This is a genomic window from Streptomyces sp. NPDC002788, from assembly GCF_053592115.1.
The window spans coordinates 160,799-185,417 of the sequence record NZ_JBSFVB010000008.1 but is presented as its reverse complement, the minus strand read 5'-3'; the positions used below and the strand labels follow the sequence as shown (position 1 = coordinate 185,417).

At 72.2% G+C, this 24,619-nt stretch carries 18 protein-coding genes and 1 tRNA gene; 12 read left to right on the top strand and 7 right to left on the bottom strand.

The annotated features are described in order from the left end of the window. Positions 1-87: 87 nt before the first annotated feature. Genes ACWD1U_RS17140 through ACWD1U_RS17130 form a run of 3 tightly spaced genes read right to left on the bottom strand, consistent with a single transcriptional unit; the run spans position 88 to position 7,125 of the window. Positions 88-1,047: an ABC transporter ATP-binding protein gene (locus ACWD1U_RS17140; protein WP_451108496.1), complete on the bottom strand. Its 960-nt coding sequence runs from the start codon at positions 1,045-1,047 to the stop codon at positions 88-90. A gap of 5 nt (positions 1,048-1,052) precedes the next feature. Next, positions 1,053-3,788 (bottom strand): ABC transporter permease, encoded by a 2,736-nt coding sequence (locus ACWD1U_RS17135; protein WP_451108261.1) that lies wholly within the window; start codon positions 3,786-3,788, stop codon positions 1,053-1,055. Position 3,789: 1 nt separating this feature from the next. Further along, positions 3,790-7,125: an FtsX-like permease family protein gene (locus tag ACWD1U_RS17130; protein ID WP_451108260.1), complete on the bottom strand. Its 3,336-nt coding sequence runs from the start codon at positions 7,123-7,125 to the stop codon at positions 3,790-3,792. A 139-nt stretch (positions 7,126-7,264) separates the two neighbouring features. On the opposite strand from ACWD1U_RS17130, the gene ACWD1U_RS17125 reads away from it, so the two are divergent. The 3 genes from ACWD1U_RS17125 (at position 7,265) to qcrB (ending at position 10,512) form a co-directional block, all read left to right on the top strand. Further along, a complete protein-coding gene (locus ACWD1U_RS17125; RefSeq protein WP_451108258.1) occupies positions 7,265-7,996 on the top strand; it encodes an ABC transporter ATP-binding protein in 732 nt (243 codons plus the stop codon). A 12-nt stretch (positions 7,997-8,008) separates the two neighbouring features. Further along, positions 8,009-8,734 (top strand): vWA domain-containing protein, encoded by a 726-nt coding sequence (locus ACWD1U_RS17120; protein ID WP_451108256.1) that lies wholly within the window; start codon positions 8,009-8,011, stop codon positions 8,732-8,734. 122 nt (positions 8,735-8,856) lie between these two features. Continuing rightward, the gene (gene qcrB / locus ACWD1U_RS17115) at positions 8,857-10,512 is read left to right on the top strand and encodes a cytochrome bc1 complex cytochrome b subunit (protein WP_451108255.1); all 1,656 of its coding nucleotides are present in this window, start codon (positions 8,857-8,859) and stop codon (positions 10,510-10,512) included. Positions 10,513-10,534: 22 nt separating this feature from the next. Here the strand turns inward: qcrB and ACWD1U_RS17110 are convergent, their stop codons facing one another. Next, positions 10,535-11,419, bottom strand: a complete 885-nt coding sequence (locus ACWD1U_RS17110; RefSeq protein ID WP_451108253.1) for a hypothetical protein — start codon at positions 11,417-11,419, stop codon at positions 10,535-10,537. 106 nt (positions 11,420-11,525) lie between these two features. Here ACWD1U_RS17110 and ACWD1U_RS17105 point away from each other — a divergent pair, with 106 nt between their 5' ends. The 6 genes from ACWD1U_RS17105 to ACWD1U_RS17080 all read left to right on the top strand — a co-directional run bounded on the left by ACWD1U_RS17105 (position 11,526) and on the right by ACWD1U_RS17080 (position 18,546). After that, positions 11,526-11,690, top strand: a complete 165-nt coding sequence (locus ACWD1U_RS17105; protein WP_451108251.1) for a hypothetical protein — start codon at positions 11,526-11,528, stop codon at positions 11,688-11,690. A 20-nt stretch (positions 11,691-11,710) separates the two neighbouring features. Further along, a complete protein-coding gene (locus tag ACWD1U_RS17100; RefSeq protein WP_451108250.1) occupies positions 11,711-12,061 on the top strand; it encodes a chorismate mutase in 351 nt (116 codons plus the stop codon). 127 nt (positions 12,062-12,188) lie between these two features. Beyond that, the gene (locus ACWD1U_RS17095; protein ID WP_451108248.1) at positions 12,189-12,740 is read left to right on the top strand and encodes a response regulator; all 552 of its coding nucleotides are present in this window, start codon (positions 12,189-12,191) and stop codon (positions 12,738-12,740) included. Between the two features lie 67 nt (positions 12,741-12,807). Further along, on the top strand, positions 12,808-15,300 hold the full coding sequence (pepN, locus tag ACWD1U_RS17090; RefSeq protein WP_451108246.1) for an aminopeptidase N: 2,493 nt from the start codon (positions 12,808-12,810) through the stop codon (positions 15,298-15,300). A gap of 397 nt (positions 15,301-15,697) precedes the next feature. Next, positions 15,698-17,107 carry a pyridoxal phosphate-dependent decarboxylase family protein gene (locus ACWD1U_RS17085; protein WP_451108245.1) on the top strand — a complete coding sequence of 470 codons (1,410 nt, stop codon included), beginning with the start codon at positions 15,698-15,700 and terminating at the stop codon, positions 17,105-17,107. Beyond that, entirely contained in the window at positions 17,104-18,546 is a 1,443-nt protein-coding gene (locus ACWD1U_RS17080) for a lysine N(6)-hydroxylase/L-ornithine N(5)-oxygenase family protein (protein WP_451108243.1), read from the top strand. The genes ACWD1U_RS17085 and ACWD1U_RS17080 overlap by 4 nt, the downstream gene beginning before the upstream one ends. Before the next feature lie 13 nt (positions 18,547-18,559). Here the strand turns inward: ACWD1U_RS17080 and ACWD1U_RS17075 are convergent, their stop codons facing one another. Further along, a complete protein-coding gene (locus ACWD1U_RS17075) occupies positions 18,560-20,368 on the bottom strand; it encodes a bifunctional metallophosphatase/5'-nucleotidase (protein WP_451108241.1) in 1,809 nt (602 codons plus the stop codon). Between the two features lie 161 nt (positions 20,369-20,529). Between ACWD1U_RS17075 and ACWD1U_RS17070 the strand changes: the two genes are divergently transcribed. Continuing rightward, positions 20,530-21,246 (top strand): SIMPL domain-containing protein, encoded by a 717-nt coding sequence (locus tag ACWD1U_RS17070; RefSeq protein WP_451108240.1) that lies wholly within the window; start codon positions 20,530-20,532, stop codon positions 21,244-21,246. Between the two features lie 185 nt (positions 21,247-21,431). Then, complete coding sequence (gene pyk / locus ACWD1U_RS17065) at positions 21,432-22,868, top strand: pyruvate kinase (RefSeq protein WP_451108238.1); 1,437 nt, start codon at positions 21,432-21,434, stop codon at positions 22,866-22,868. A 7-nt stretch (positions 22,869-22,875) separates the two neighbouring features. On the opposite strand, the gene ACWD1U_RS17060 is transcribed toward pyk, so the two are convergent. Both ACWD1U_RS17060 and ACWD1U_RS17055 read right to left on the bottom strand, forming a co-directional pair. Then, a complete protein-coding gene (locus ACWD1U_RS17060; RefSeq protein ID WP_451108237.1) occupies positions 22,876-23,664 on the bottom strand; it encodes a helix-turn-helix domain-containing protein in 789 nt (262 codons plus the stop codon). 83 nt (positions 23,665-23,747) lie between these two features. Then, positions 23,748-23,834, bottom strand: a tRNA-Leu gene (locus tag ACWD1U_RS17055). Positions 23,835-23,936: 102 nt separating this feature from the next. On the opposite strand from ACWD1U_RS17055, the gene ACWD1U_RS17050 reads away from it, so the two are divergent. After that, positions 23,937-24,593, top strand: a complete 657-nt coding sequence (locus ACWD1U_RS17050; RefSeq protein WP_451108235.1) for an ANTAR domain-containing response regulator — start codon at positions 23,937-23,939, stop codon at positions 24,591-24,593. Positions 24,594-24,619: the final 26 nt, after the last annotated feature.

Genomic DNA, 24,619 nt, shown 5'->3' with positions numbered 1-24,619 from the left:
ACGTCCCGCACAAAGGCGTGCGGAACACCGACAGCGTCTGCCCCGCAGTCCCCGACCGGACGACCGGGCAGGCGCTGTCGCACGTCCTCAGCCGGTCACGTTCCCGTCGTCGTCCGGCCGCACCTGGATGTGGTCCTCCTCCAGCTCCAGCAGCACCCGGTCCGCCATGCCCAGCGCCGCCGTGTATTCGGCGGGCAGCTGGAGGCGACCCGCGCGGTCGAGCATCGCGTACTCACGGGCCACCAGGGATTCCCGGCCCGCCTCGTCGACCTCCGTGCGGCGCAGTACCTCCGTCGCGGTGCGGCCGTCACGGATCGCGACCGTGCGGCGGACCTCGCCGGCGACCGCCTGGTCGTGCGTGACCACGACGACCGTCGTACCCAGCTCCTCGTTGGCCCTGCGGAACGCCGCGAAGACCTGCTGCCCGGTCGCCGAGTCCAGCTCGCCGGTCGGCTCGTCGGCGAGCAGGACGGCGGGTGCGTTGGCCAGGGCCACGGCGATCGCCACACGTTGCTGCTGACCGCCGGACATCTGCTGCGGACGCCGGTCCCGGCAGTCGGCGACGCCGAGCAGGGCCAGCAGGTCGTCCACCCGCCCGGCCCGTTTCCTGCGCGAGTGGCCCGCGAGCTGCATGGGCAGCGCGACGTTCTGCGCCGCCGTCAGATACGGCAGCAGATTGCGTGCCGTCTGCTGCCAGACGAAACCGACCACCTCGCGCCGGTACCGCAACCGGGCCTTCGCATCCATCGCCAGCAGATCGCGGCCCGCGACCTTCGCGGTCCCGGCGGTCGGGACGTCCAGGCCCGCGAGGATGTTCATCAGCGTCGACTTGCCGCTGCCGGACGCCCCCACCAGGGCCATCAACTCGCCCTCCCGCACCAGCAGATCGAGCCCCTGGAGCGCCTGCACCTCCACGGCGTCCCCGCCACCGCGCTTGGAGAAGATCCGCACCAGCCGGTCGCAGGCGATCAGGGCGTCGTGCCCGTACGCGGGTCGGTCGCGGTGCCGCGCCGCCCGCCGCTCCAGCTCCGCGAGCGACTCCGTCATACCGCTCATCGCATGTCTCCCGCCCTGAGGTGAGTGATCGGTGTCCGGCGCCCCGCCCACCAGGTCTGCGCCAGGGCCACCGCCCCCGCCAGCAGCACCGCGCCAGTGGCGGGAAGGGCCAGTGACCACACGCCGGCCCGCAGCACGGCACCCTGCGGCGCCGTGACGCCGGAGCCGCCGGCCAGGGCGAGCCGGTCCAGGTCGATGCCGGGGGCGAGCAGCCGAACCGTGACCCAGCCGACGGCCATGCCCCCGCCGGCCGCGAGCAGCGCCTGGGGCAGTGCCTCCAGGCCGAGCAGCTGCCGCCCCTGGCGCGCCGTCAGGCCCATGGTGCGCAGCCGGGCCAGCAGCGCGGCCCGCTCCGGGGCGGACCGCAGCAGGCCGAGCACCAGGGCGAACACGGCGTATCCCGCGCCCGCGACGGCGGCCCAGACGTAGATCCGTTCGGCGCCCGCCTGCAACGGCGAGTCGGACAGGGCCGCGCGTTCCTCGCCGCGCAGTGTCACGGAGAGGTTCGAACCGGTGCCGCGCACCGCCGCCCGCAGCGCCTTCACGTCGAGTCCGGCACCGGCAGCCAGCAGGGTCGTGGGACCTCCGGAGCCCTTCAGACCCGCCGAGTCGACCAGCAGGAAATCGCCCTCGGGCGCGGCCGGGGTGCGGGGGCGCACGGCGGTGATCCGCACCGTGACGGCTCCGCCCGACGTCACGATCCGGCGCGGCTCCCGCCCTAGCCGCTCGGCGACCCCGGGGGAGGCCACGGCGGCCCGCACCCCGCCCCCGGCCTCCAATCGGTCGGGCGTGAAACCCCCGAGGTCCATCTGTCGGGCCACCTCCGCGTACGTCTCCGGCTCGACCCCGACCACCGGCAGCGACTGAGTCTCGTCGGACGCGTCCTCCGAGGCGTACTCGACTCTCACGGCCGTGACCTGCCGTACCCCCGCCACATCCCGCACCGCCCGCGCCAGCCCCGGCGGGAGCGGGGTGCCGTCGGTCGTGTCGATCCGCGCGTCCGCGCCCGTCGCGAGCAGCGCGGCCCGGTCCCGGGCGTCCGCCACGCCTGTCAGCACCGACCCCCCGAACGCCGCCATCGTCAGGGCGGTCAGCAGGGCGAGCAGCGGCAGCACGGCGACCGCCGCCGGCGAGCGGCCCGCGCGGGCCAGCGAAAGGAACCCGACCACGCCGCGCAGCCGCCCGGCCGGACCTGCGGCCCACCGCAGGGGCAGCGGATACAGCCGGACCAGCACCAGCGCGGCGACCACCCCCACGAGCACCGGGGCGGCGCTCACCAGCAGGTCGCCAGCCCCACCCGCGCCGCGGCGCCGCAGCGCCGCAACCGAGCCCACGGCCAGCACCAGCACGGTCAGTTCGGCGACCGTGCGGCGCCCGCCGGGCCTGGTGTGCGCGAGGTCGTCGCGCTCCCGGTGCGCCCGCGGCCGGCGGTGCGCCACGACCGCGCGCACCGGCAGCACGGCACAGGCGAGCAGTGCCACGGCGCCCGCACCGAGGACGGAGGGCAGCAGCCGGGCCTCGTCCACCACGAGCACGGCGAGCAGCGCACCGCAGGCCGCCGCGGGCACCGCCGGCAGCGCCGTCTCGGCCAGCAGCCGCCCGGCGATACCGCGCAGTGAACCGCCCCGGGCCCGCAGCAGGGCGAGTTCGGCGTCGCGGCGCGCGGCGGCCAGGCCGCCGCTCATGACGAGGACGACGAGGGCGACGGCGGCGATCCCGAAGACCGCGACGGCGACCACGGGTGTGATCGCGTCACGGGTCCGCGTGTACGAGCCGACGACCTGCTCCAGGCCGGTGGTCAGCTGCGCCGTCGGACCGGCGGCCCCGCGCATCCGCACCAGCCCCGGCCCGTCCTCGAGGGACGCGACCGCGTCGACGAGCACCGAGGCGTCCGCCGCGGTGAGCCGCCCGGACGCGGGCGCGAACCGCCAGTACTTCTCCGGCTCGCCCTGGCCACCGAGCAGCGCCGGTGCGGCCCCGGGCGTCAGCAGGACGCCCGCCTCCCAGTACAACAGCGGCGGACGGCTGCCGGTGGATGCCAGCGTGGGTGTGCGCAGGACCGGTTCCGCGGACCAGTAACTCCGCTCCGGATGCCGGGGTTCGAGGATGCCGGTGATCCGCACGGTCAGCGGCCCGTCCGGGTAGCCGGCCAGGCTGAGCGTCGAGCCGGTCCGCAGCCCCAGCGTGCGGGCGGTCCCGGTGGTCACGGCGCCTTCCACCACCCTGGTGCCCACCGTCACCCACGTGTCCGCGGTGGGCAGCCGGCCCTCCCGCACGATGGCGTGCCCGGCCGCTCCCGACTGCGCGAACAGCGTGAACCGGGGCGGCACCCCCTCGGGCCGGGGCAGTGACGCGTCCTGTGCCTCCAGGCTCTTCGAGGTCCGCACTCCGTACGCCGACTCGGCAGGGTCCGCCCGCAGCGGTGCGGGCAGCAGCGCCCGCGTCTGCCCGTCCACCGCCGCGAGCGCCTCCGGCCGCACCGCGTCCGCCCGGGCCCGGTCCGGCCGTTCGAGACCGGGCTGCGGCGCCTTCAGCTCCAGCACGGTGGACTCGGGGGAGGCCTCGGCGACGGCCTCGCGCAGCCCCTCCGTCCCGTACCGCTCGACGGCCCGGGGCAGGACGGCCGCGAGGAACGCCGTGAGCAGCACCAGCACCCCGAAGACGAGGGCGGACACGGGCGCGGTCCGCAGGCGGGTCCGCGCCCAGGGCGCGCCCTGCGCGTTCGGCGGCATCTCAGTCCTCTCCCTGATGGCGCAGCGCGGCCACCGGCTCGGCACGGCGCAGCGCCGACGCGGCCGTGATCAGCAAGAGCGGGGCGGCCACCGCCGCCAGGAGCAGGGCCACCCGGGACACCGGCAGTTCGACCAGGACGGACGGCACCGGCCGTGCGGCGCCGGAGGTCAGCACGATCAACGGGACGACGGCCCGGGTCAGGACGGTGCCGAGGCCGAGCCCGGCGAGCAGGCCGACGCCGATGAGCAGGCTCTGCTCCGTCGCGACGAGCCGGGCGAGATCCCGGCGGGGCGTTCCCAGGGCGCGCAGCACCGCGAACTCCGCGGACCGCTCCCGCCGCGCACCGGCGGCACTCACCGCGAAACCCCCCGCCGCGAGGGCCGCGGCGGCCACCGCCACCGCCGTCAGCGCGGAACGCGGCCCGGCCCCCAGCGGATCCCGCAGCAGCTCGGCCGCGGTCTCGTCCCGCACCAGCACCTGGTGCGGTTCGAGGTCGGGGCGCGCCCGCAGCGCGGCGGCGACCTCGGCGGCCTTGCCGGGGGAGGCGCTCACCCACCACTCGGTCGGGGCGAGCGGCGCCCCGGCCCGCTGAGCCAGCACGGCTTCGACGGCCCGCAGATCGAGCAGCAGCGCCCCGCCGTCCATGGTGGCTCCGTCCAGGCCGGTGGCGGTGGTCGGCAGCTCCTCGACCGACCGTACGATCCGCACCCGCAGTTGTTCCCCGGACAGCGGTACGTCGACGGTGTCGCCCGGCCGGGCCCCCGCCGCCCGCAGGAAGTCCCCGGTGGCGACAGCGGAGATGCTCCGCGGCACCCCGGCCCCGGCGGTGGCGACGCGGACCGTGTGGACCGCCGTGACGTCGGTGCTCCCGTCGGGGTCGGCGCCGGTGCCGTACGACACTGTCAGCGGCGCGGTCCCCGAGACGGCGGGCTGCGCGGCCGAACGACCGAGCACGTCGCCGTTCCGCGTCACGGTCCGCTCGCCCTGCCAGCGCGTCCCGGCGGGCGCCGGGACGGTCCGCGCGGAACCGTCGGGGCCGCTGGCGAGCAGCCGTTCGACGGTGAACCGGTGCTCTTCGGGGCGGCCGGCCGGAGAGGTGTCGTCGAGCTGCAGCCCGGTCAGCCGCAGCGGCCCGGCCGGGGCGGCACGGCGGCCCGTCGCCGTCACATCCAGGTCGAGCGTCATCCGGTGGACCCGGCCGTCCACCGGGACGTTCCCGGCACCCAGCCGGTACGCGATGCCGTAGCGGTCCTCGGCGACCACCGTGAGCAGGGGCGCACGGCCGGAGGGGGAGCGTCCGGTCCGGGACCGCACGTCGGTGATCCGCACGTCGAGGGCGAGCCGCCGGGTGCCGTCGGGGAGCCGCACCGCCCGGTCCTCGTCCCGCGCGGGCGGTGCCAGCGCCCGCAAGAGTTTCGCTGGGGGCCCGGCGGCGAGATCGCCGCGCAGCAGCATCCCGTCCTCGGCGTGGGCCGTATCAAGGGCGAGGACCGTCGCCTCCCGGCCCCCGGACAGGCTCAGCGTGGCACGGTGCGCGGGAGCGGCGTCCCGGGTCCCGGGCAGCGCGGCGTAGAGGCCGGTCTGCCCGGGACTGCCCGGCCGGTGGTCGAGGACCCGGACGGAAGCGCCCGTACGGAAGTCGGCCTGGTCGTCCTGCGACCGGTCCCAGGACGCGCCGTGCCCGATCGCCAGCATCCCGGTCGCCACGGCGACGACCAGCAGCAGCACCGGACCCGCCCCGCGCAACGGGCGCCGGCTGAACTGCCAGCCCGCCAGCGCCGCCGGCAGCCCGCGCCCGCTCGCGGACCGCCGCTCCGCGAGCCGGGCCAGGGGCGGCAGCAGACGCAGCGTCAGCACCGTGCCCGCCAGCAGCGCCAGCGCAGGCGCCGCGACCAGCAGCGGATCGATGCCCGGCTGACCGGCCCGGTCCCGGCCGAGCACCCCGCTGCCGGTCGCGTCGGTCTGCCGGCCGAGCTGCCAGTACGCCACGCCCGCGATCAGCAGCAGCGCGACATCGGCTCCGGCCCGTACGGGCGCGGCCGCCGCGGCGGCTCGGACGCGCCGCAGCCGCACCGTCGCACCGGCCGTCGCGGCCAGAGCGGGCGCCACGACCGCCACCGCGCACGCCACCGCCACCCCGCCCGCGACCAGCCAGACCCCGCGCGACGGGACGGCGTCGAGCCGCAGCCCGATCCGGTCGAGCGAGGACCAGCGGGCCAGCAGCCCGGCCAGCGGGCCGGACGCCATCGCGGCACAGACCGCGGCGGGTACCGCCAGCAGCAGCGCCTCCAGCACGGCGAGCCCCGCGATCCGGCCGCGCGATCCGCCCCTGGCCCGCAGCAGCGCGGTCTCGCCCGCCCGCTCACCGTCCAGCAGCCGGGCCACCAGCAGCAGCGCGTACCCGGCGAGCAGCACCAGCTGCACGGAGACGATCATCAGGGTGGACCGGGACACCAGCAGGGCCCGCCCCGTCCGGTCGAGCAACTCGGGCAGCCCGGTGCGCACATCCGCCTCGCCACCGAGAGCCGGGTCCTCGCGCAGCGCCCCGGACGCCCGCAGGGCCGCCGCACGCAGAGCGCCGATGCCGTCGGTGGTGACGGCCCGGTAGTCGGCCGTCGCCACCCAGCCCGTACCGTCCTCGGAGGTGCGGCCCGAGGCGAGCACCGACGCGTGCGCCAGCAGCGGCCCGTACGTGGTGAAAGCGACCGTACGGACGCCCCGGCCGCCGAGGGCGTCCGCCTGCCAGTAGGGATCGGAGCTGTCGGCCGCCCGGTACACGCCGGTCACCCGTACCCGGAGCGGCTCGCCGTCCAGCCGGTCGGTGAGCGTGAGGTGCGCTCCGGGCCGCAGTTCCAGCCGCTGGGCGGCCGCCTCGGGCAGGGCGACGGGCACGGCGGCGGTGCGGGCGGCCGGGGGCGGACCCGGCAGGGTGCCCGCCACCACCCTGATCCGGGACCGGTCGAGGGCGGCGACATGCGTGAGGTCGGGCTGCCCGGCCCGGGCGTCGGCGTCCTGGAGGGAGCGGGGCAGCGCGTACGGCCCGGACCGCTCCAGCCTCCGCACGGTCACCGGCAGCCCGCCGAACGCCTCCCTCGCCCCGCGCACCACGGCCCGCTGCGCCGCGTCCCGCCGCGCCCGGGGCACGTCCGCCTCGACGACGAGGGAGGCCGAGGCCGCGGCCCGGCCGCTCAGGGTGCCGCGCAGCGCCGCGTCCCCGACGGAACCGGAGAAGGCGGTGAGGGCGGCGAGCACCGAGGTGGTCAGGAGGACGGCGAGCAGGGCGGTCGTGAGGAGCAGCCGGTGCGCGCGCAGGCGCGGCAGCAGTAAGCCCGTCACGCTTCCCCCACCCCGTCGGCCGAGCCGCTTCCTTCCCAACGCGGCATACATATCATGGAGTTACCTGTCAGACGCATGTGTTCGAGCGCCGGTTGTTCCGCTCTTGACCGTCCCGACGGGTTCCGTATGGGATGCGGTGATGACCGAGAACACCAGCCCGGGGCCCCGTGCCGCCCTCGCCGCCGACGCGTCCGACGAGCCGATGCTGCGGGTCGAGGACGTGCACCACTCCTACGGCACCGGTGCCGCGGCCGTGCAGGCGCTGCGCGGGGCCTCCTTCGCCGTCCGGCGCGGAGAGCTGGTCGCCCTCCGAGGCCGATCGGGCTCCGGCAAGACGACGCTGCTCCATCTGATCGGCGGCCTCGACGCGCCGCGCAGCGGCCGTGTCGTCGTGGCCGGCACCGACCTGTCGGCGCTGAGCGAGAGCCGGCTGCTCGAACTGCGCCGCGACCGGATCGGTTTCGTCTTCCAATCATTCGGGCTGATCCCCATCCTCACCGCCGCCGAGAACGTCGGCGTGCCGCTGCGGCTGCGCCGGGCAGAACCGCGCGAACGCGAGGAGCGGGTGGCGCTGCTGCTGGCACTGGTGGGCCTTGCCGGCCACGAGGCGCAGCGGCCGGCCGAGCTCTCCGGCGGGCAGCAGCAGCGGGTCGCCATCGCCCGGGCCCTCGCCAACCGCCCGGCCCTGCTGCTCGCCGACGAGCCGACCGGCCAGCTCGACGCCGCCACCGGCCTGGCGGTGATGGAACTGCTGGGGGCCGTGGTCCGCAGCGAGGGCGTCGCGGCCCTCGTCGCCACCCACGACCCCCAACTCCTCGGCCTGGCCGACAGGGTGCTGGAACTGCGCGACGGGGTGGTCGTCGAGGAGTGAGAGGGTGGGACCATGGCCGCGATCAGTCTCAGCAAGGTCCAGGAGTCCGCTCCCGCGCTGGTGAACCTCTACAAGAGCGCCGGGGCGTCCCTCACGAAGCACGGGCTGGACGGGCTGCGGGCCGCGGTCTACCTCGTGGTCGACTACTCCGGCTCGATGAAGCCGTACTACAAGGACGGCAGCGTGCAGGCGCTGGCCGACCGGGTACTCGGGCTGTCGGCGCATCTGGACGACGACGGCAGCGTGCCCGTGGTGTTCTTCTCCACGGATGTCGACGCCGAGACCGAGATCGCCCTGGCCGAGCACCAGGGGCGGGTCGACCGGATCGTGGCGGGGCTCGGGCACATGGGCAAGACCAGCTACCACCTGGCGATGGACGCCGTCATCGACCATTACCTGGACAGCGGGTCGGCCGAGCCCGCCCTGGTCGTCTTCCAGACCGACGGCGGGCCGATCAACAAACTCGCCGCGGAACGGTACCTGTGCAAGGCGGCGAGGTTGCCGCTGTTCTGGCAGTTCATCGGCTTCGGCGACCCCCGCAGCAAGCAGTTCGACTTCCTGCGCAAGCTCGACGAGCTGGCCGTGCCGGGCAAGCGGGTCGTCGACAACGCCGGGTTCTTCCACGCGGGTGAGGATCCGCGGAAGGTATCGGACGAGGAGCTGTACGACCGGCTGGTAAGGGAGTTCCCGAAGTGGCTGGTGGCCGCGCGGGCGCAGGGCATCGTCCGGCCGTCCTGAGCCGCCCGCTCGCCCCCTTGGCCTAACCGCCCCGCCCCTTGGCCTAGCCGCCCATACGCCCCATTTGCACGGTCACGCCGCCGTGCCACGCTGGGAAGGAACCCACGGGGAGGCGACGACGTATGGGCGACGACGGCGCACGACGGGTGTACGGGACGGCTTCCGCTCGCCGGAGCCCTCCGGCCGGCAAGGGCGAGAAGCTCGCCGACTGGGCGGACGGGCGGCTCGGGCTCTACGCCCTGGCCAAGGCCAACATGCGCAAGGTCTTCCCGGACCACTGGTCCTTCATGCTGGGCGAGGTCACCCTCTACAGCTTCGTCGTGCTGATCCTCACCGGCGTCTACCTCACCCTGTTCTTCGAGCCGAGCATGCAGGAGGTCGTCTACCGGGGGTCCTACACGGAACTCAACGGCGTGCTCATGTCCAGGGCGTTCGAGTCCACGCTGGACATCAGCTTCGACGTGCGCGGCGGGCTGCTGATCCGGCAGATCCACCACTGGGCGGCGCTGGTCTTCATCACCGGCATGATGGTGCACATGATGCGGGTGTTCTTCACGGGCGCCTTCCGCAAGCCCCGCGAACTCAACTGGGTGTTCGGCTGGACCCTGCTGATGCTCGGCATCATCACCGGCCTGACCGGCTACTCCCTCCCCGACGACCTGCTGTCCGGCACCGGCATCCGCTTCGCACAGGGCGCGATCCTGTCCATCCCGATCGTGGGGACGTACCTGTCGTTCTTCCTCTTCGGCGGGGAGTTCCCGGGCGAGGACATCATCTCGCGGCTGTACCCCGTCCACATCCTGCTGCTGCCCGGGATCATGCTGGGCCTGGTGACCGCCCACCTGATTTTGGTCTTCTACCACAAGCACACCCAGTTCCCGGGCCCCGGCCGCCAGGAGCGGTCGGTCGTCGGGATGCCCTTCCTGCCGGTCTACATGGCCAAGGCGGGCGGCTTCTTCTTCCTCGTCTTCGGCGTCCTGACGGTGATGGGCGCGATCGCCCAGATCAACCCCGTGTGGGCCTTCGGCCCCTACCGACCCGACCTCGTCACCACCGGCGCCCAGCCCGACTGGTACCTCGGCTTCTCCGAGGGCCTGATCCGGGTGATGCCGGGATGGGAGATCAACCTCTGGGGGCACACACTCGCCCTGGGCGTGTTCATCCCCTTCTCGCTCTTTCCGCTGATCCTGCTCGCCCTCGGCGTCTACCCGTTCATCGAGGCGTGGATCACCGGCGACAAACGCGAGCACCACATCCTGGACCGGCCGCGCAACGCGCCCGTCCGCACCGGCCTGGGCGTGGCCTGGCTGACCCTGTACGTGGTGCTGCTGATCGGAGGCGGCAACGACATCGTCGCCACGCATCTGCACCTGTCCATCAACGCGATCACCTGGTTCGTGCGGATCGGCGTCTTCGTGCTGCCCGTCGCCGCCTTCATCGTCACCAAGAAGATCTGCATGGGCCTGCAGCGCCGCGACCGCGCCAAAGTGCTGCACGGCATGGAGACGGGCACCATCAAACGGCTGCCGACCGGCGAGTACGTCGAGGTGCACGAGCCCCTCTCCCAGGCCCAGCTGTTCACCCTCACCCAGCACGAGCAGAACCCGCCCTACGAGATCGGGCCCGAGGTCGACGCGGGAGGTGTCCGCCGCAAGGTCAAGCGGTCCGAGCGGCTGCGCGCCCGACTCGCGAAAGCCATGTTCGGGCCCGACGCGCGCATCGAGAAGCCGACGGCGGAGGAGTTCCGGGAGATCACCAGCGGCGACCGCCACCACTGACCATCCGGGTCGTGGCGCCGCCCTACGTGTCGCACTCCAGCACACTCCGGCACAACGCGCACCGCGCCCGGACCCGCCCCTTCACCGGCACCCTGATCCGCTGATGGCACGTGGGGCAGGGGAACGACACCCGCAACCGCCCGCCCACGTCGGGGGAGAACGCGTACCGCACGCCCGGCTGCGGCCCCGCCGGAGCGTGCCTGCGGTCCCGGGCGTACCGCCGGCGCCCCGCCCACCCCGCCGCGGTCAACGGCGGCTGCTGCCCGTCCCGCCGGGCCAGCTCCATCCCCTTCCCGTACGCCGTGTACGCCTGCGGGCTGGTGAACCACACCGACGGGTCCTCCCCGAACACCAGCGCCCGCTTGGCCAGCACATACCCGAACTCCTCCGGCGTGAGATACCCCAGCTTCTGCGACGACGCCCCGTCCTCCCGGTACGCGTCCAGCAGCAGCCACCCCGCCCCCAGGTACGTCGTCGCCGTGTCCGTGAGGATCTCGTTGTCACGGACGCCCGGGAAGGACAGGTCCAGGCAGTGCAGGTACACGTGCATCACCTCGTGCGCGAGGGCCGCCCCGATGTCCCGCCGATGGGTGCGGAACCGGTCGTTCAGCTCCACGAAGTACTCCGGCCCCGCCGCCAGCTCGACGTTCGCCGCGTGCCGCATCTCCCGGAAACTCACGACCAGCCGGGCGTCCGGCAGCCGATAGTGCCGCACCAGTTCCCGCGCCACCCGCTGCGCCCCCAGATGCAGGTCGTCGCTGTCGCAGAACGCCACGTCGGCGGGGACCACGCTGGTCGCGAACGTCTGGATCGTGTCGTACGACAGCCGCTTGTACAGCGCCGTGACGGCGGCCCGCACCGTCTCCAGATGCGGGTAGCCGTGCTCGACCGGCCCGTCGTTCGCCACGCCCTCACCCCCAAGACGCCCCTGAACCCGGTTCCACTGTACGAGGACGGGGCGCGCCGCGGACGGGCCGAGGCATGGCGAAAACCGGTCGCCGCCGCCCACCGACATGATCGTCTCCACGCACGGCTTCCAGGCGCCCGGCTTCTACCCGCGGCTCGGCTACCGGGAACGCGGCCGGGTCGAGGGCGTCCCCGGCGGCCACGAGGACGCCTGCTTCCACAAGCGACTCCCACCGCCGAAGCGTGAGACGCCCCGCGGCGACCCGGCCTGATCCCCGTAGGCTTCCGCCCCATGACCACCAGCACCACCGGTATCGATGACGTCGACCCCGCCGTCCGCGAGGAACTCGCCCGGCTGCGCGCCAGCATCGACAACATCGACGCGGCCGTCGTCCACATGCTCGCCGAACGCTTCAAGTGCACCCAGCAGGTCGGCCACCTCAAGGCCCGGCACCAGCTGCCGCCCGCCGACCCGGCCCGCGAGACCCGCCAGATCGCCCGGCTGCGCGCCCTCGCCGAGAACGCCAGGCTGGACCCGGCCTTCGCCGAGAAGTTCCTAAACTTCATCGTGGCCGAGGTCATCCGCCACCACGAGCGCATCGCCGACGAGACCCTCAACGGCGCCCCCGCCGACGGCAACTGACCTCGGGGGAGTGACACGGCGGCCCGCGCGGGGCATGCTGCGCTGTACACAGCATGTCAGCTGACCGGTACTGCGCGTCAGCGTCCCGGACTTACTCTGGTCCCCCGGGAGGGAGGGGCGTCGGGCCATGCCGTCGGATACCAGGATCCTCATCGTCGACGACCACGAGGACACGCTGTACGCGCTGGAAAGCGCCCTGGCCCCGCTGGGTTACCGGCTCAGCCGGGCCACCAGCGGCGACCAGGCACTCAAGCAGGTCCTCCGCGGCCAGGTCGGCCTGCTCCTGCTCGACGTGCGCATGCCCGGCGTCAGCGGCCTGGAGGTCGTGCGCTACATGCGCCGCGTCGAACAGACCCAGCACATTCCGGTCATCCTGCTCACCGGCTACGGCGCCGACCACGAACTGACCACCGCCGCCTTCCAACTCGGCGTCGCCGACCTCGTCCTGAAACCCGTCGACCCGTGGGCCCTGCGCACCAAAGTCCGCTACCTCCACGAAACCCACCGGCGCCACCTCGCCCTGGAACATGAGGTCCGCCGCCTGCGCACCCTCGTCCGGGAGCACACCGGGACCGCCGCACACACCCCGCGCCCCGCCCTGCCGCACCCCGAGGCGCACGTACCCACCCAGCGGCCCGCGGGGGCGCACGCCGGGGAGCTCGAAAAAGACCGCACCTAGACCGGACATTGGGCACGTACCGATCCGCCTCTGTGCCTTGCCGACGCCATCAGGCAGCATGTCCTGCATGTCCGTACTGACGCGCGACGAAGCGCAGGCCCGAGCAGAGCTCCTCGACGTCCACCGCTACACGATCGAACTCGACCTGACCGGCGGCGACGAGACCTTCGACTCCCGCACCCTGATCAGGTTCAGTGCCCGCACGGACGGGGACACCTTCGTCGAGGTCAAGCCCGCCGAACTGCGCTCCGTCACCCTCGACGGACAACCCCTGGACCCGGAAGCCCTCGACGACAACCGGCTGCCCCTGAAGAACCTCACCCCCGGCGAGCACGAACTGCACCTCCACACCCGGATGCGCTACTCCCGCACCGGCGAGGGCATGCACCGCTTCACCGACCCCACCGACGGCGAGACGTACGTCTACACGCAGCTGTTCATGGACGACGTCCAGCGCGTCTTCGCCGCCTTCGACCAGCCCGACCTGAAAGCCGTCTTCGAACTGTCGGTGCGGGCCCCACAGGACTGGACCGTCCTCGCCAACGGCATCACCGAACAGACCGACGGCGTATGGAAGGCGGCCCCCACGCCGCTGATCTCCACCTACCTCGTCGCCGTCGCCGCCGGCCCCTGGCACTCCGTGCGCACCGAGCACCGCGGCCTGCCCTTCGGCCTGCACTGCCGCCGCTCCCTCGCTCCCTACCTGGACGCCGACGCCGACGAACTCCTCGACGTCACCCGCGCCTGCTTCGACCGCTACCACGAGAAGTTCGACGAGCCCTACCCCTTCGACTCCTACGACCAGGCCTTCGTCCCCGAGTTCAACGCCGGCGCCATGGAGAACCCGGGCCTGGTCACCTTCCGCGACGAGTTCGTCTACCGTTCCGCCGTCACCGACACCGAACGCCAGACCCGCGCCATGGTCGTCGCCCACGAGATGGCCCACATGTGGTTCGGCGACCTCGTCACCCTCAAGTGGTGGGACGACATCTGGCTGAACGAGTCCTTCGCCGAGTACATGGGCTACCACACCCTCACCGAAGCCACCCGCTTCACCGACACCTGGACCGACTTCGGCGTCACCCGCAAGTCCTGGGGCTACGACGCCGACCAGCGCCCCTCCACCCACCCCGTCGCCCCCGAGGCCGTCGACGACACCGCCTCCGCGCTGCTCAACTTCGACGGCATCTCCTACGCCAAGGGCGCCAGCGCCCTGCGCCAACTGGTCGTCTGGCTCGGCGAGAAGGACTTCCTCGCCGGCATCAACACCCACTTCGCCCGGCACAAGTTCGCCAACGCCACGCTCGCCGACTTCATCGACAACCTCGCCGGCGCCACCGAACGCGACGTCCACGCCTGGGCCGACGCCTGGCTGCGCACCACCGGCGTCGACACCCTCACCCCCCGGGTCGTCCCCGGCGAACGCGGCACCTGCGCCCTCACCACCGACCGCGCCGGCAGCCGCCCGCACCGCATCGCCGTCGGCCTGTACGACCGGGACCTCGGCGACGACGGCGGGCAGCTCGTACTGCGTGAACGCCTCCACCTGGACCTCCCGCAGACCGAAGACCACCCCATCGGCAAGCGCCCCGCGCTGCTCCTCCTCAACGACGGCGACCTCACCTACGCCAAGGTCCGCTTCGACCCCGAGTCCTTCGAAGCCGTCCGCAAGGAACTGTCCGGCCTGCCCGAACCGCTCACCCGCGCCGTCGTCTGGAACGCCCTGCGCGACGCCGTCCGCGACGGCGAACTCGCGCCCGCCGCCTACCTGGAGACCGCCCGGGCCCACCTCCCGCTCGAAACCGACCTCGCCATCGTCCAAGGCGTGCTGGCCTTCGCGTCCACCTACATCGCCGACCGCTATCTCAAGCCCGAGGAGCGGCCCAGCGCGCTCGCCACCCTCTCCGACCTGTGCCGCGACCTCATCCGCCGCACCGAGGACGGCGACAACCCCGGCCTGCGCCTGATCGCCGTACGCCACCGCATCGACACCGCCGCCCACCCCGACACCATCGCCGCCTGGCTCGCCGACGGCACCGTCCCCGGCGGCCCCGAACTCGATCCCGAGCTGCGCTGGCGCGTGCTCGCACGCCTCGCCGTCCTCGGCGCCACCGACGAGGCCACCATCGCCGCCGAACTGGACCGCGACCCGAGCGCCACCGGCCAGGAGGGCGCCGCCCGCTGCCGGGCCGCCCTTCCCGACCCGGACGCCAAAGCCCGGGCCTGGCAGGCGATGTTCGGCTCCGACGACCTGTCCACCTACCTCTTCACCGCCACCGCCCGCGGCTTCTGGCAGCCCGAACAGGCCGAACTGGTACGCGCGTACGTGCCGCGCTACTACGCCGACGCGGTCGCCGTCGCCGGCCGCCGCGGCCCCGCCATCGCCGAGGCGGCGGGCCACTGGGCCTTCCCCGCCCACGCCGTCGACGCGGACAACCTCCGCCACGGCGAGGAGTGCCTGCGTGACGCCGCACCGACCCCGGCGCTGCGCCGCAAACTGGTCGACCAACTCGACGACTTGAAGCGGGCGTTGCGAGTCCAGGGAGCTCGGGAGAACTAGGAGCCGGAGAAACAGAGCACGGGGGCGGCCGGTCCCTTTCGCCGTCGCGGCGGACCGGCCGCCCCCGTGCGTCATCGTCTCGGGCGTTCCCCGCCCTGCGCGCCACCCGTAACGCCCCCTCGGTGACGCCGGCCTGGCGTGAGCCTCCTGCCGCCCGGCGTGTGCGCCGCCGGCCCGCCTCCCCCCAGTGAGCCCCACGGATCCGCAACGGCGACACCGCCCACGGCGTCCCCGACGGGCGGCCCGCGCACGTCCACGAGGACGACGACCACGAGGACGACGACCACGAGGGCGCCGCACCACTTCACGAACTGACACCCCCGCACAGGAACACCTCCACCAGGGTTGGATCGTTGGGCTGTCCGGGCGCCCCGCCCCGCGCCCCGGAGGTCAGCCCATGAGCACGCCGCCCCTCGCCTCGGGCCCCGACGGCCCACACGCCCTGCGACCGTTGCTCGACACCGTGCTCGAAGCGCTGGACACCGGCACCCGGGCCCGCGGCGGGCCGCTGCCGGCGGGCGGACCGGAGACGGTCGCCACACGCCTGCGGGAAACGGTGGGAGAGATCCTCCCCGACCAGGGCGACCCGCACGCCCTACGCACCCTGCTCCACGCCTTCGCGGAAGGCGCCGCCGACCCGGCCCACCCCCTGTGCGCGGCCCACCTCCACTGCCCGCCCCTGGCCGTCGCCACCGCAGCCGACCTGGCCGCCTCCGCCCTGAACCCGTCCCTGGACTCCTGGGACCAGGCCCCGGCGGCATCAGAACTGGAGGCCATGGTCACCAGGGTCCTGGCCCGGGAGATCTACGGGCCCCGGCAGAGCGGAACCCCCGGGGAGCCCGCTGACTCCCTCATCACCACCGGCGGCACCGAATCCAACCAACTCGCCCTGCTCCTCGCCCGGGAGGCCCACGGCGGAACCGTACGGCTCGTCGCCGGGGCCAACGCGCACCACTCGCTGCCCCGCGCCGCCTGGCTGCTCGGACTGCCCGAACCCGTCCTCGTGGACGCCCCGGACGGGAGGATGGACCCCGCCGCACTCGACGAAACTCTCACCCGCGTGAGCGGGCCGCTGCTCGTCGCCGCCACCGCCGGCACCACCGACGCCGGGCTCATCGACCCGCTGCCCCGGATCGCCGACCGCTGCGCGGCCCACGGTGCCCGGCTGCACATCGACGCCGCCTACGGCGGAGGCCTGCTCTTCAGCACCCGGCACCGGAGCATGCTCGACGCGCTCGACACCGCCGCCACCGTCACCCTCGACCTGCACAAACTCGGCTGGCAGCCCGTCGCCGCCGGCCTCCTCGCCGTCCGGAACCCCCGCGACCTCACCGCCCTGCGGCAGCGCGCCGACTACCTCAACGCCGACGACGACACCGACGCCGGCCTGCCGGACCTGCTCGGCCGGTCCCTGCGCACCACCCGCCGCCCCGACGTCCTCAAGCTCGCCGTCACCCTCAAGACCCTCGGCCGCGACGGCCTCGCCACGCTCGTCGAGCAGGTCTGCGCCCGCGCCCGTGAATTCGCCGCCCTCGTCCAGGACCACCCCGGCTTCGACCTGCACGCCCCACCCGCCATCAGCACCGTGCTGTTCCGGCCCGCGGGCGCCACCGACACCACCGTGGCCGCCGTACGCCGCGCACTCCTCACCGACGGCCGAGCCGTCCTCGGCCGGGCCCGCCTCGACGGCCGGCTCTGGCTCAAGGCCACCCTCCTCAACCCCACCACCGGACCCGACGACCTGGCCGCCCTGCTGCACCTCGTGGCAACGCGCCGAGCGACACTCGCGGAAGGACAAACCCGATGAACCCCGCCCCGACCCCCGACCCCACCTCCGCACCCCACCCGCACCACGAACCCGACACCCCCCGCGACCTCGTCGGTGTCGGCATCGGCCCCGCCAACCTCTCCCTCGCCGCGCTCGCCCACCCCCACGGCGACCTCGACACCGTCTTCTACGACCAGCGCCCCGCCTTCGGCTGGCACTCCGGGCTGCTCATCGAGGGCGCCACCCTCCAAGTCCCGTTCCTCGCCGACCTGGTGACCCTCGTCGACCCCACCAGCCCCTGGACCTTCCTCAACTACCTCAAATCCCGCGAGCGGCTCTTCCCCTTCTACTTCGCCGAGCGCTTCCACATCCAGCGCGCCGAGTACGACGCCTACTGCCGCTGGGTCTGCGAGAACCTCCCGAGCCTCCACTTCGGCCACCAGGTCGACGCCGTCCGCTGGAACCCCGAACGCGACCTCTTCGAAGTCGACTTCACCCAGCTCGACACCGACGGAGAAGCCGAAGCCCTCGGCCGGACCTACACCCGCAACGTCGTCCTCGGCATCGGAACCGAGCCCTACGTCCCCGACCCCCTCAAGCCCCTCGTCGACGCCCCCGCCGTGCCCGTCGTGCACGCCGCCGACTACCTCGACCACCGCGACACCCTCCTCGACGCCGGACACGTCACCGTCGTCGGCATCGGCCAGTCCGGCGCCGAGGTCTTCCTCGACCTGCTCCGCAACAGGCCCGCCGGGCAGGGCAAACTGCACTGGCTGGGCCGCACGAATGCCTTCACACCCATGGAGTACTCCAAGCTCGGCCTGGAACACTTCACCCCCGACCACACCCGCTACTTCCACGCCCTGCCCGAGGCCGCCCGCGACCGGCTCATCGCCGGACAGTGGCAGCTGCACAAAGGCATCGACACCACCACCGTCGCCGCCATCCACGACGAGCTCTACCGCCGCACCCTGCACGGCGGCTGGCCCGACGCCGTGCTCACCCCCGGCGTCCACCTCCGCACCGCCGGCCGCGTCGCCACGACCAAGGTGGAACTGCACCTGGAACACGGCCTGCAGGACAGGCGCTCCCGCCTCACCACCGACGCCGTCGTCCTCGCCACCGGCTACCGCGAACGCCCCCTGGACCGCATCCTCGCCGGCCTCGACCCCTACATGCGCCGCGACAGCCAGGAGCGCCCCCGCATCGACGAGGACTACCGCCTCGTCCTCGACCCGTCCGTCACCGGCACCGTGTACGTCCAGAACGCCGAGACCCACACCCACGGCATCGGCGCCCCGGACCTCGGCCTCGCCGCCTGGCGCGGCGCGATCATCCTCAACTCCCTGACCGGCAGGGAATCCTACGGACTCCCACGCCGCACCGCCTTCACCACCTTCGGCCTCACCGAGCGCCGGCACGTCCCGCCGCCCCGCGAGGCACCGGCACTGACCCCGCTCGTCGACGACCGAAGGTGACGACCCTCGCGGCTCAGAAGACGGGCGTGCCGTTCCGTGTGAGCTTCCAGTCCACCGCCGCGAACTCGGCCGGATCGATCGACCCCTTCGCCTTCACCCAGGCGATCATGGTGTTGCGGATCTCGTCCGAGTTCGACCACAGCAACGGGGCGGCCGCGACATGCGGGAAGTTCCCGCCGCCGTTGGCCCGGTAGTTGTTCACCGCGAACACGAACCTCGCGTCGTCCGCCAGCGGCTGCCCCTCGAACCGCACGTTCGTCACCCGCGCGCCGGCCGGCTCAGCGATGTCGATCTCGTACGACAGACCGCTCACCACGTCGTAGTTGTAGTCCGGCGTACCGTTCGCGTTCGTCAGCTTCGCCGGATCCACCGGAGCACCCGGCGCCGTCTGCACGAAGTAGTTCGCCGAGAACTCCAGGTACGCCTTCATCTGGGCGCCCGTCATCAGACGCGCCTCCAGCGTGTTCTCGAAGACGTACAGACCCGCCACGTCCCGGATCGTCACCTCGCCCGCCGGGATCCGGGCACTGCGCGAGAAGCACGCCGCCTGCGACAGCACCGGCAGCGAGGCGTGTTCCGTGCCCGCCAGCGCGTGCTTCACCGTGTCCGCCTGGATGTGGTTGATCAGATCGATGATCGGCACGTCCTTGAACGGCGCCTGCGCCGACGTCATCTCCGCCGCGTTCGTGCCGATGACCTGGTTGACGTACGCCACGACCTTCTCGTGCTCGTCGGAGAGCAGCCGGACGATCTTCGGGTCCTCCTCCACCGCGTTGGAGTTGAGGACCTTCGCGCCCACCTTCTCGACCTTCCAGCAGCCCTTCTCCCAGACCAGCTCGAAGTCGAACAGTGTCAGCCGCTGACCCCACTTCAGCGGCTCCGACAGCACGACCCGCTCGCCGGTCTCCTTGTTGGTGACGAAGTACTCGGGGATCTCCGTGTGCGCGTGCCCCACCAGGATCGCGTCGATGCCCGGCACCTGCTCGGCCACCAGCCCGGCCGCGTTCTCGACGTACGGCAGCTGGTCACCGTAGGACGACGTGCCCGACGAACCGCTGTGCGCCGACACGATGACGACGTCCGCGCCCAGCGACCGCAGCTTCGGCACCCACTTCGCCGCCTGCTCCTCCAGACCCGGGAACGTCATCTTCCCCTGCACGTTCGCCTTGTCCCAGATCGCGATGCCCGGGTTGGTCAGACCCAGCACCGCCACCTTCACGTCCCGCCCGAACGGCGTGCGCAGCCGGTGCATGCTGTACGGCGCGAAAGCCGGGCGCAGCGTCTTCGCGTCCAGCGCATTCGCCCCCAGCAGCGGGAAACGGCACTGCTGCTCGAACTTGCGCAGCACCGGGATGCCGTAGTTGAACTCGTGGTTGCCGAGCGCAGCCGCGTCATAGTCCATGGCGTTCATCGCCTGCGCCATCGGGTGCACCGGGCCGCCCTCGGCGGTGATCGGGTCGACCTTGGCGTAGTAGTACGACAGCTGCGTGCCCTGGATGGTGTCACCCGCGTCGATCAGCAGCGTGTTGCGGCGGCCCTTCTCCTCGCGAACCCGGTTCACGAGCGTCGAGACCTTCGCGAGACCGATGTCGTTGTGGTCCTTGTCGTCGAACTCCTTGTCCGTGAAGTAGTCCCAGTTGAAGACGTTGCCGTGCAGGTCCGTCGTCCCCATCACGGTGAACGCGTACCGCTTCTCGCGCCGCCCGGCCTCGCCGCGCGCCTCGGCCGCCTGCGCACCCGGCGCCCCGACCGCACCGGCCAGTGCCACCCCCGCCCCGGTCACGGCGGACTTCTCCAGGAACTTCCGGCGGTTCAACGGCATGTCTGGCTCCTCGCGGAATCTGTGAACGACGCGCGTAGATAACGCGCGTAGATTCTGACCTGGCCATGACCGGACGCAACAGACCCGGCAGGTTGCGATCTGATGACTCGAAGCTGCAACTCCACCCATGCGGCCAGCCAAGACGTGACAGAGTGGGGCGTATGGCCGCCCCCACCGCAGACCCCTCCCAGCCCGCCGTCCCCTACGGCACACCCGACGCCCCCCGCATCGCCGTCCGCGGCGAGGCCCGCCTCGAAGTCGACCCCGAGATCGCCCGCATCGGCATCACCGTCGCCGCCCGCGGCCGCGACCGCCGCTCCGCCCTCGACGACCTCACCCGCCGCAACGCCGGCGTCCTCGACCTCGTCAAGTCCTACGGCGACGCCGTCGAGCGCCTGGAGACCGGCGCCTTCTCCATCACCCCCGAACTCACCAAACACGGCCGCGGCGAACGCGTCCGCACCTACCACGGCAGCGTCCGCGTCACCGCCGAACTCACCGACTTCACCGCCCTCGGCGAACTCACCACCCGCCTCGCCGACCTCGACCTCACCCGCGTCGACGGCCCCTGGTGGGCCCTGCGCCCCGACTCACCGGCCCACCGCGAAGCCCGCAAGAAGGCCGTACACGAAGCCGTCCAGCGCGCCCGCGAGTACGCCGAAGCCCTCGGCACCACCCTCTCCGCCCTGGTCGAACTCGCCGACATCGGCGCCGAGAGCGCCCCGCCGGCCTACCCCCAGACCCCCGGCCGCATGCGCTCCGCGGCCTTCGCCGGTGCCGCCGAGGACACCCCGGCCCCCCTCGACCTCGAACCCCAGCGCCAGCGCGTCCACGCCCAGATCAACGCCCGCTTCACGATGGTGCCGCCGCGGCTGTAGGCGTTCCCACGCGCCCGGCATCGAACCCACGTTCCCGTTTTCGAGAATCCGGCCGAATTCCTCGGACGCTCATCGGAGCGTTGCGCCGCACAATTCAACGCTTGTCAATAACGCTTCACGCAAAGTCCGTTGAGCGGTCACGCCCGACCAATTCTCTACCAGTCGGTAACTCATAGGCTCAGACCATGCGCCGAGCGAAAATCATCTGCACCCTGGGGCCCGCCACCGACTCCTACGACCAGATCAAAGCCCTGGTCGACGCCGGAATGGACGTAGCCCGCTTCAACCTCAGCCACGGCGAACACGCCGAACACGAGACGCGCTACCACCGGGTTCGCAAGGCCGCCGACGAGACCGGCCGCAGCGTCGGCATCCTCGCCGACCTTCAAGGCCCGAAAATCCGACTCGGCCGCTTCACCGAGGGTCCCGTACTCCTCGAACGCGGCGACATTTTCACCATCACCGTCGAAGAAGGCGTCGAAGGCGACCGCACCACCTGCGGCACCACCTACGCCGGCCTCGCCGACGACGTCACCACCGGCGAACGCATCCTCGTCGACGACGGCAAGGTCTGCCTCGAAGTCACCCAGGTCGACGGCCCCCGCGTCCACACGAAGGTCGTCGAGGGCGGCGTCATCTCCGACCACAAAGGCCTCAACCTCCCCGGCGTCGCCGTCTCCGTCCCCGCCCTCTCCAAGAAGGACGAGGACGACCTCCGCTGGGCCCTGCGCACCGGCTTCGACGTCATCGCCCTCTCCTTCGTCCGCACCGGCCGCGACATCCAGGACGTCCACCGCATCATGGACGAGGAAGGCCGCCGCCTCCCCGTCATCGCCAAAGTCGAAAAACCCCAGGCCGTCGAGTACATCGACGACATCGTGGCCGCCTTCGACGGCATCATGGTGGCCCGCGGCGACCTCGGCGTCGAAATGCCGCTCGAACAGGTCCCGATCGTCCAGAAGCGCGCGATCAAACTGGCCAAGCGCAACGCCAAGCCGGTCATCGTCGCCACCCAGATGCTCGACTCGATGATCGACAACGCCCGCCCGACCCGGGCCGAAGCCTCCGACGTCGCCAACGCGGTCATCGACGGCACCGACGCGGTGATGCTGTCCGGCGAGACGAGCGTCGGCAAGCACCCCATCGAAACGGTCCGCACGATGGCCCGCATCGTCGAAGCGGCGGAGGAAGACATCCTGGCCCAGGGCCTCCCGCCCCTGACCGAACGCAACAAACCCCGTACCCAGGGCGGCGCGGTGGCCCGGGCAGCCGCCGAGATCGGCGACTTCCTGGGCGCCCGCTTCCTCGTCGCCTTCACCCAGTCCGGCGACACCGCCCGCCGCCTCTCCCGCTACCGCTCCCCGATCCCCCTCCTCGCCTTCACCCCCGACCAGGCGACCCGCTCCCAGCTCAGCCTCACCTGGGGCGTCGAGACGTTCCTCGGCCCCTGCGTGGACTCCACGGACGCGATGGTCGACCAGGTCGACGAACTGCTCCTGCGCCACGGCCGCTGCCGCCAGGGCGACACGGTCGTCATCACGGCCGGCTCGCTTCCCGGCGTCTCGGGCTCGACGAACATGGTCCGTGTCCACCACGTCGGCGAGGACGACAGCCCGAAGTAGCGCGTCGTCAGTACTTGGCGCCTACGTGGGCGTCCATGAGGGCCACGGAGGCTTTGCGGGCGACGGAGATGTTGAACGGGTTGCCGTTGCGGGTGCGGTGCGTCCACTCGACGCCGAGTTTGTCCAGGGTGTCGGTGCAGAGCCGCCGGATGTCATCGGAGGCGTTGGTGAAGAAGTACCGGGGGTACTCATAGCGCTTCCACTCGCCGGCGACCATGCGGGTCGTCCAGTTGGTGATACGGCAGCCGTCGGAGTGGATGAGCCCCCGGACGAACTCCCAGGGGTGGGCGTCGACGATGGCTTGCTGCCAGGGCTCAAGGGTGATGGGACGCTCGTGTTTCTTGCCGGGGCCGTGCTGCGGGAAGAGGCAGTGCAGGTGCTTCGAGTAGACCTTCACGTTGCGGCAACCGGTCTTACGAACACGGCAGACGGAGTTCTCGGGGAAGACGGCACGCATGGCCCCTTCGCAGGCGTCCATGAGTCCCGGCCATGTCTCTGTGCAGGAGATCATGAGGTTGGGCACCCGATGCTCCGAGTAGTGGCTGATATGGCCGTCCCCGAGGTAGAGGCCGAGCAGATACGCGTACGCGGGTTCGTCGAGATCACGCCCGTCGCAGCGAGGGCACTTCGGATCGTGCCTGCCGGGGCACTCGCCGCGTTTCGCCCGGTCCAGGTGCTTCCAGTAGCCGATGGTTCCCAGCGGCACGTTGAGCCTGCGGGCCACATCCGCGTTCCTCGCGCCGCCGCGCAACAGGGTGAGGGCTTTCTGTCGTACATCAGTGCCGTGGACGTCCATACGAGCACTGTGCGTCACTGAACGCGACGGTGAGCAGCAAAAGCGGAGAACCACGCGAACGTGATCCTCCGCTTCTGATCTTGTGGTGCCCGGTGTGGGATTCGAACCCACATGCCCAAAGGGCACGGCATTTTGAGTGCCGCGAGTCTGACCAGTTCCTCCAACCGGGCAAGTCAGGGGACCGACCAGCAGTGTACCGGTTCACCGAGCGGCCCTGCTGCTAGGTACGCTCTTGGGAGCAGACCGGCCCTGCCCCGTACCAAGGAGCCCACGTGAGCGCCCCCGAGTCGCCCCAGCCTGTTGACGTGCCTGATGAGGACAACTCGCACGTGCCTCCGATGACGACCCGGGTCGTCATCGCCGAGGACGAGGCCCTGATCCGGCTCGATCTCAAAGAGATGCTGGAGGAGGAGGGGTACACCGTCGTCGGTGAGGCCGGGGACGGGGAGCAGGCCGTGGAGCTGGCTCGTGAGCACCGCCCGGACCTGGTGATCCTGGACGTGAAGATGCCGAAGCTGGACGGTATCTCCGCGGCCGAGAAGATCGCCGAGGAGAGCATCGCGCCGGTGCTGATGCTGACCGCCTTCTCGCAGCGCGACCTCGTGGAGCGGGCTCGGGACGCGGGTGCCATGGCCTATCTGGTGAAGCCGTTCAGCAAGACGGACGTCGTCCCGGCGATCGAGATGGCCGTCTCGCGTTTCACGGAGCTGAAGGAGCTGGAGAAGGAGGTCGCGGACCTCACGCTCCGGCTGGAGACCCGCAAGCTGGTGGACCGGGCGAAGTCGATCCTGCAGACCGAGTACGGGCTGACCGAGCCGGCCGCGTTCCGGTGGATCCAGAAGACGTCGATGGACCGGCGGATGTCGATGCAGCAGGTCGCTGAGGCGGTCATCCAGGACGCCGAGGAGAAGAAGGCCGGCAACGGCTGAGCGCGAACCGGGAGGCCCGCTCCCCT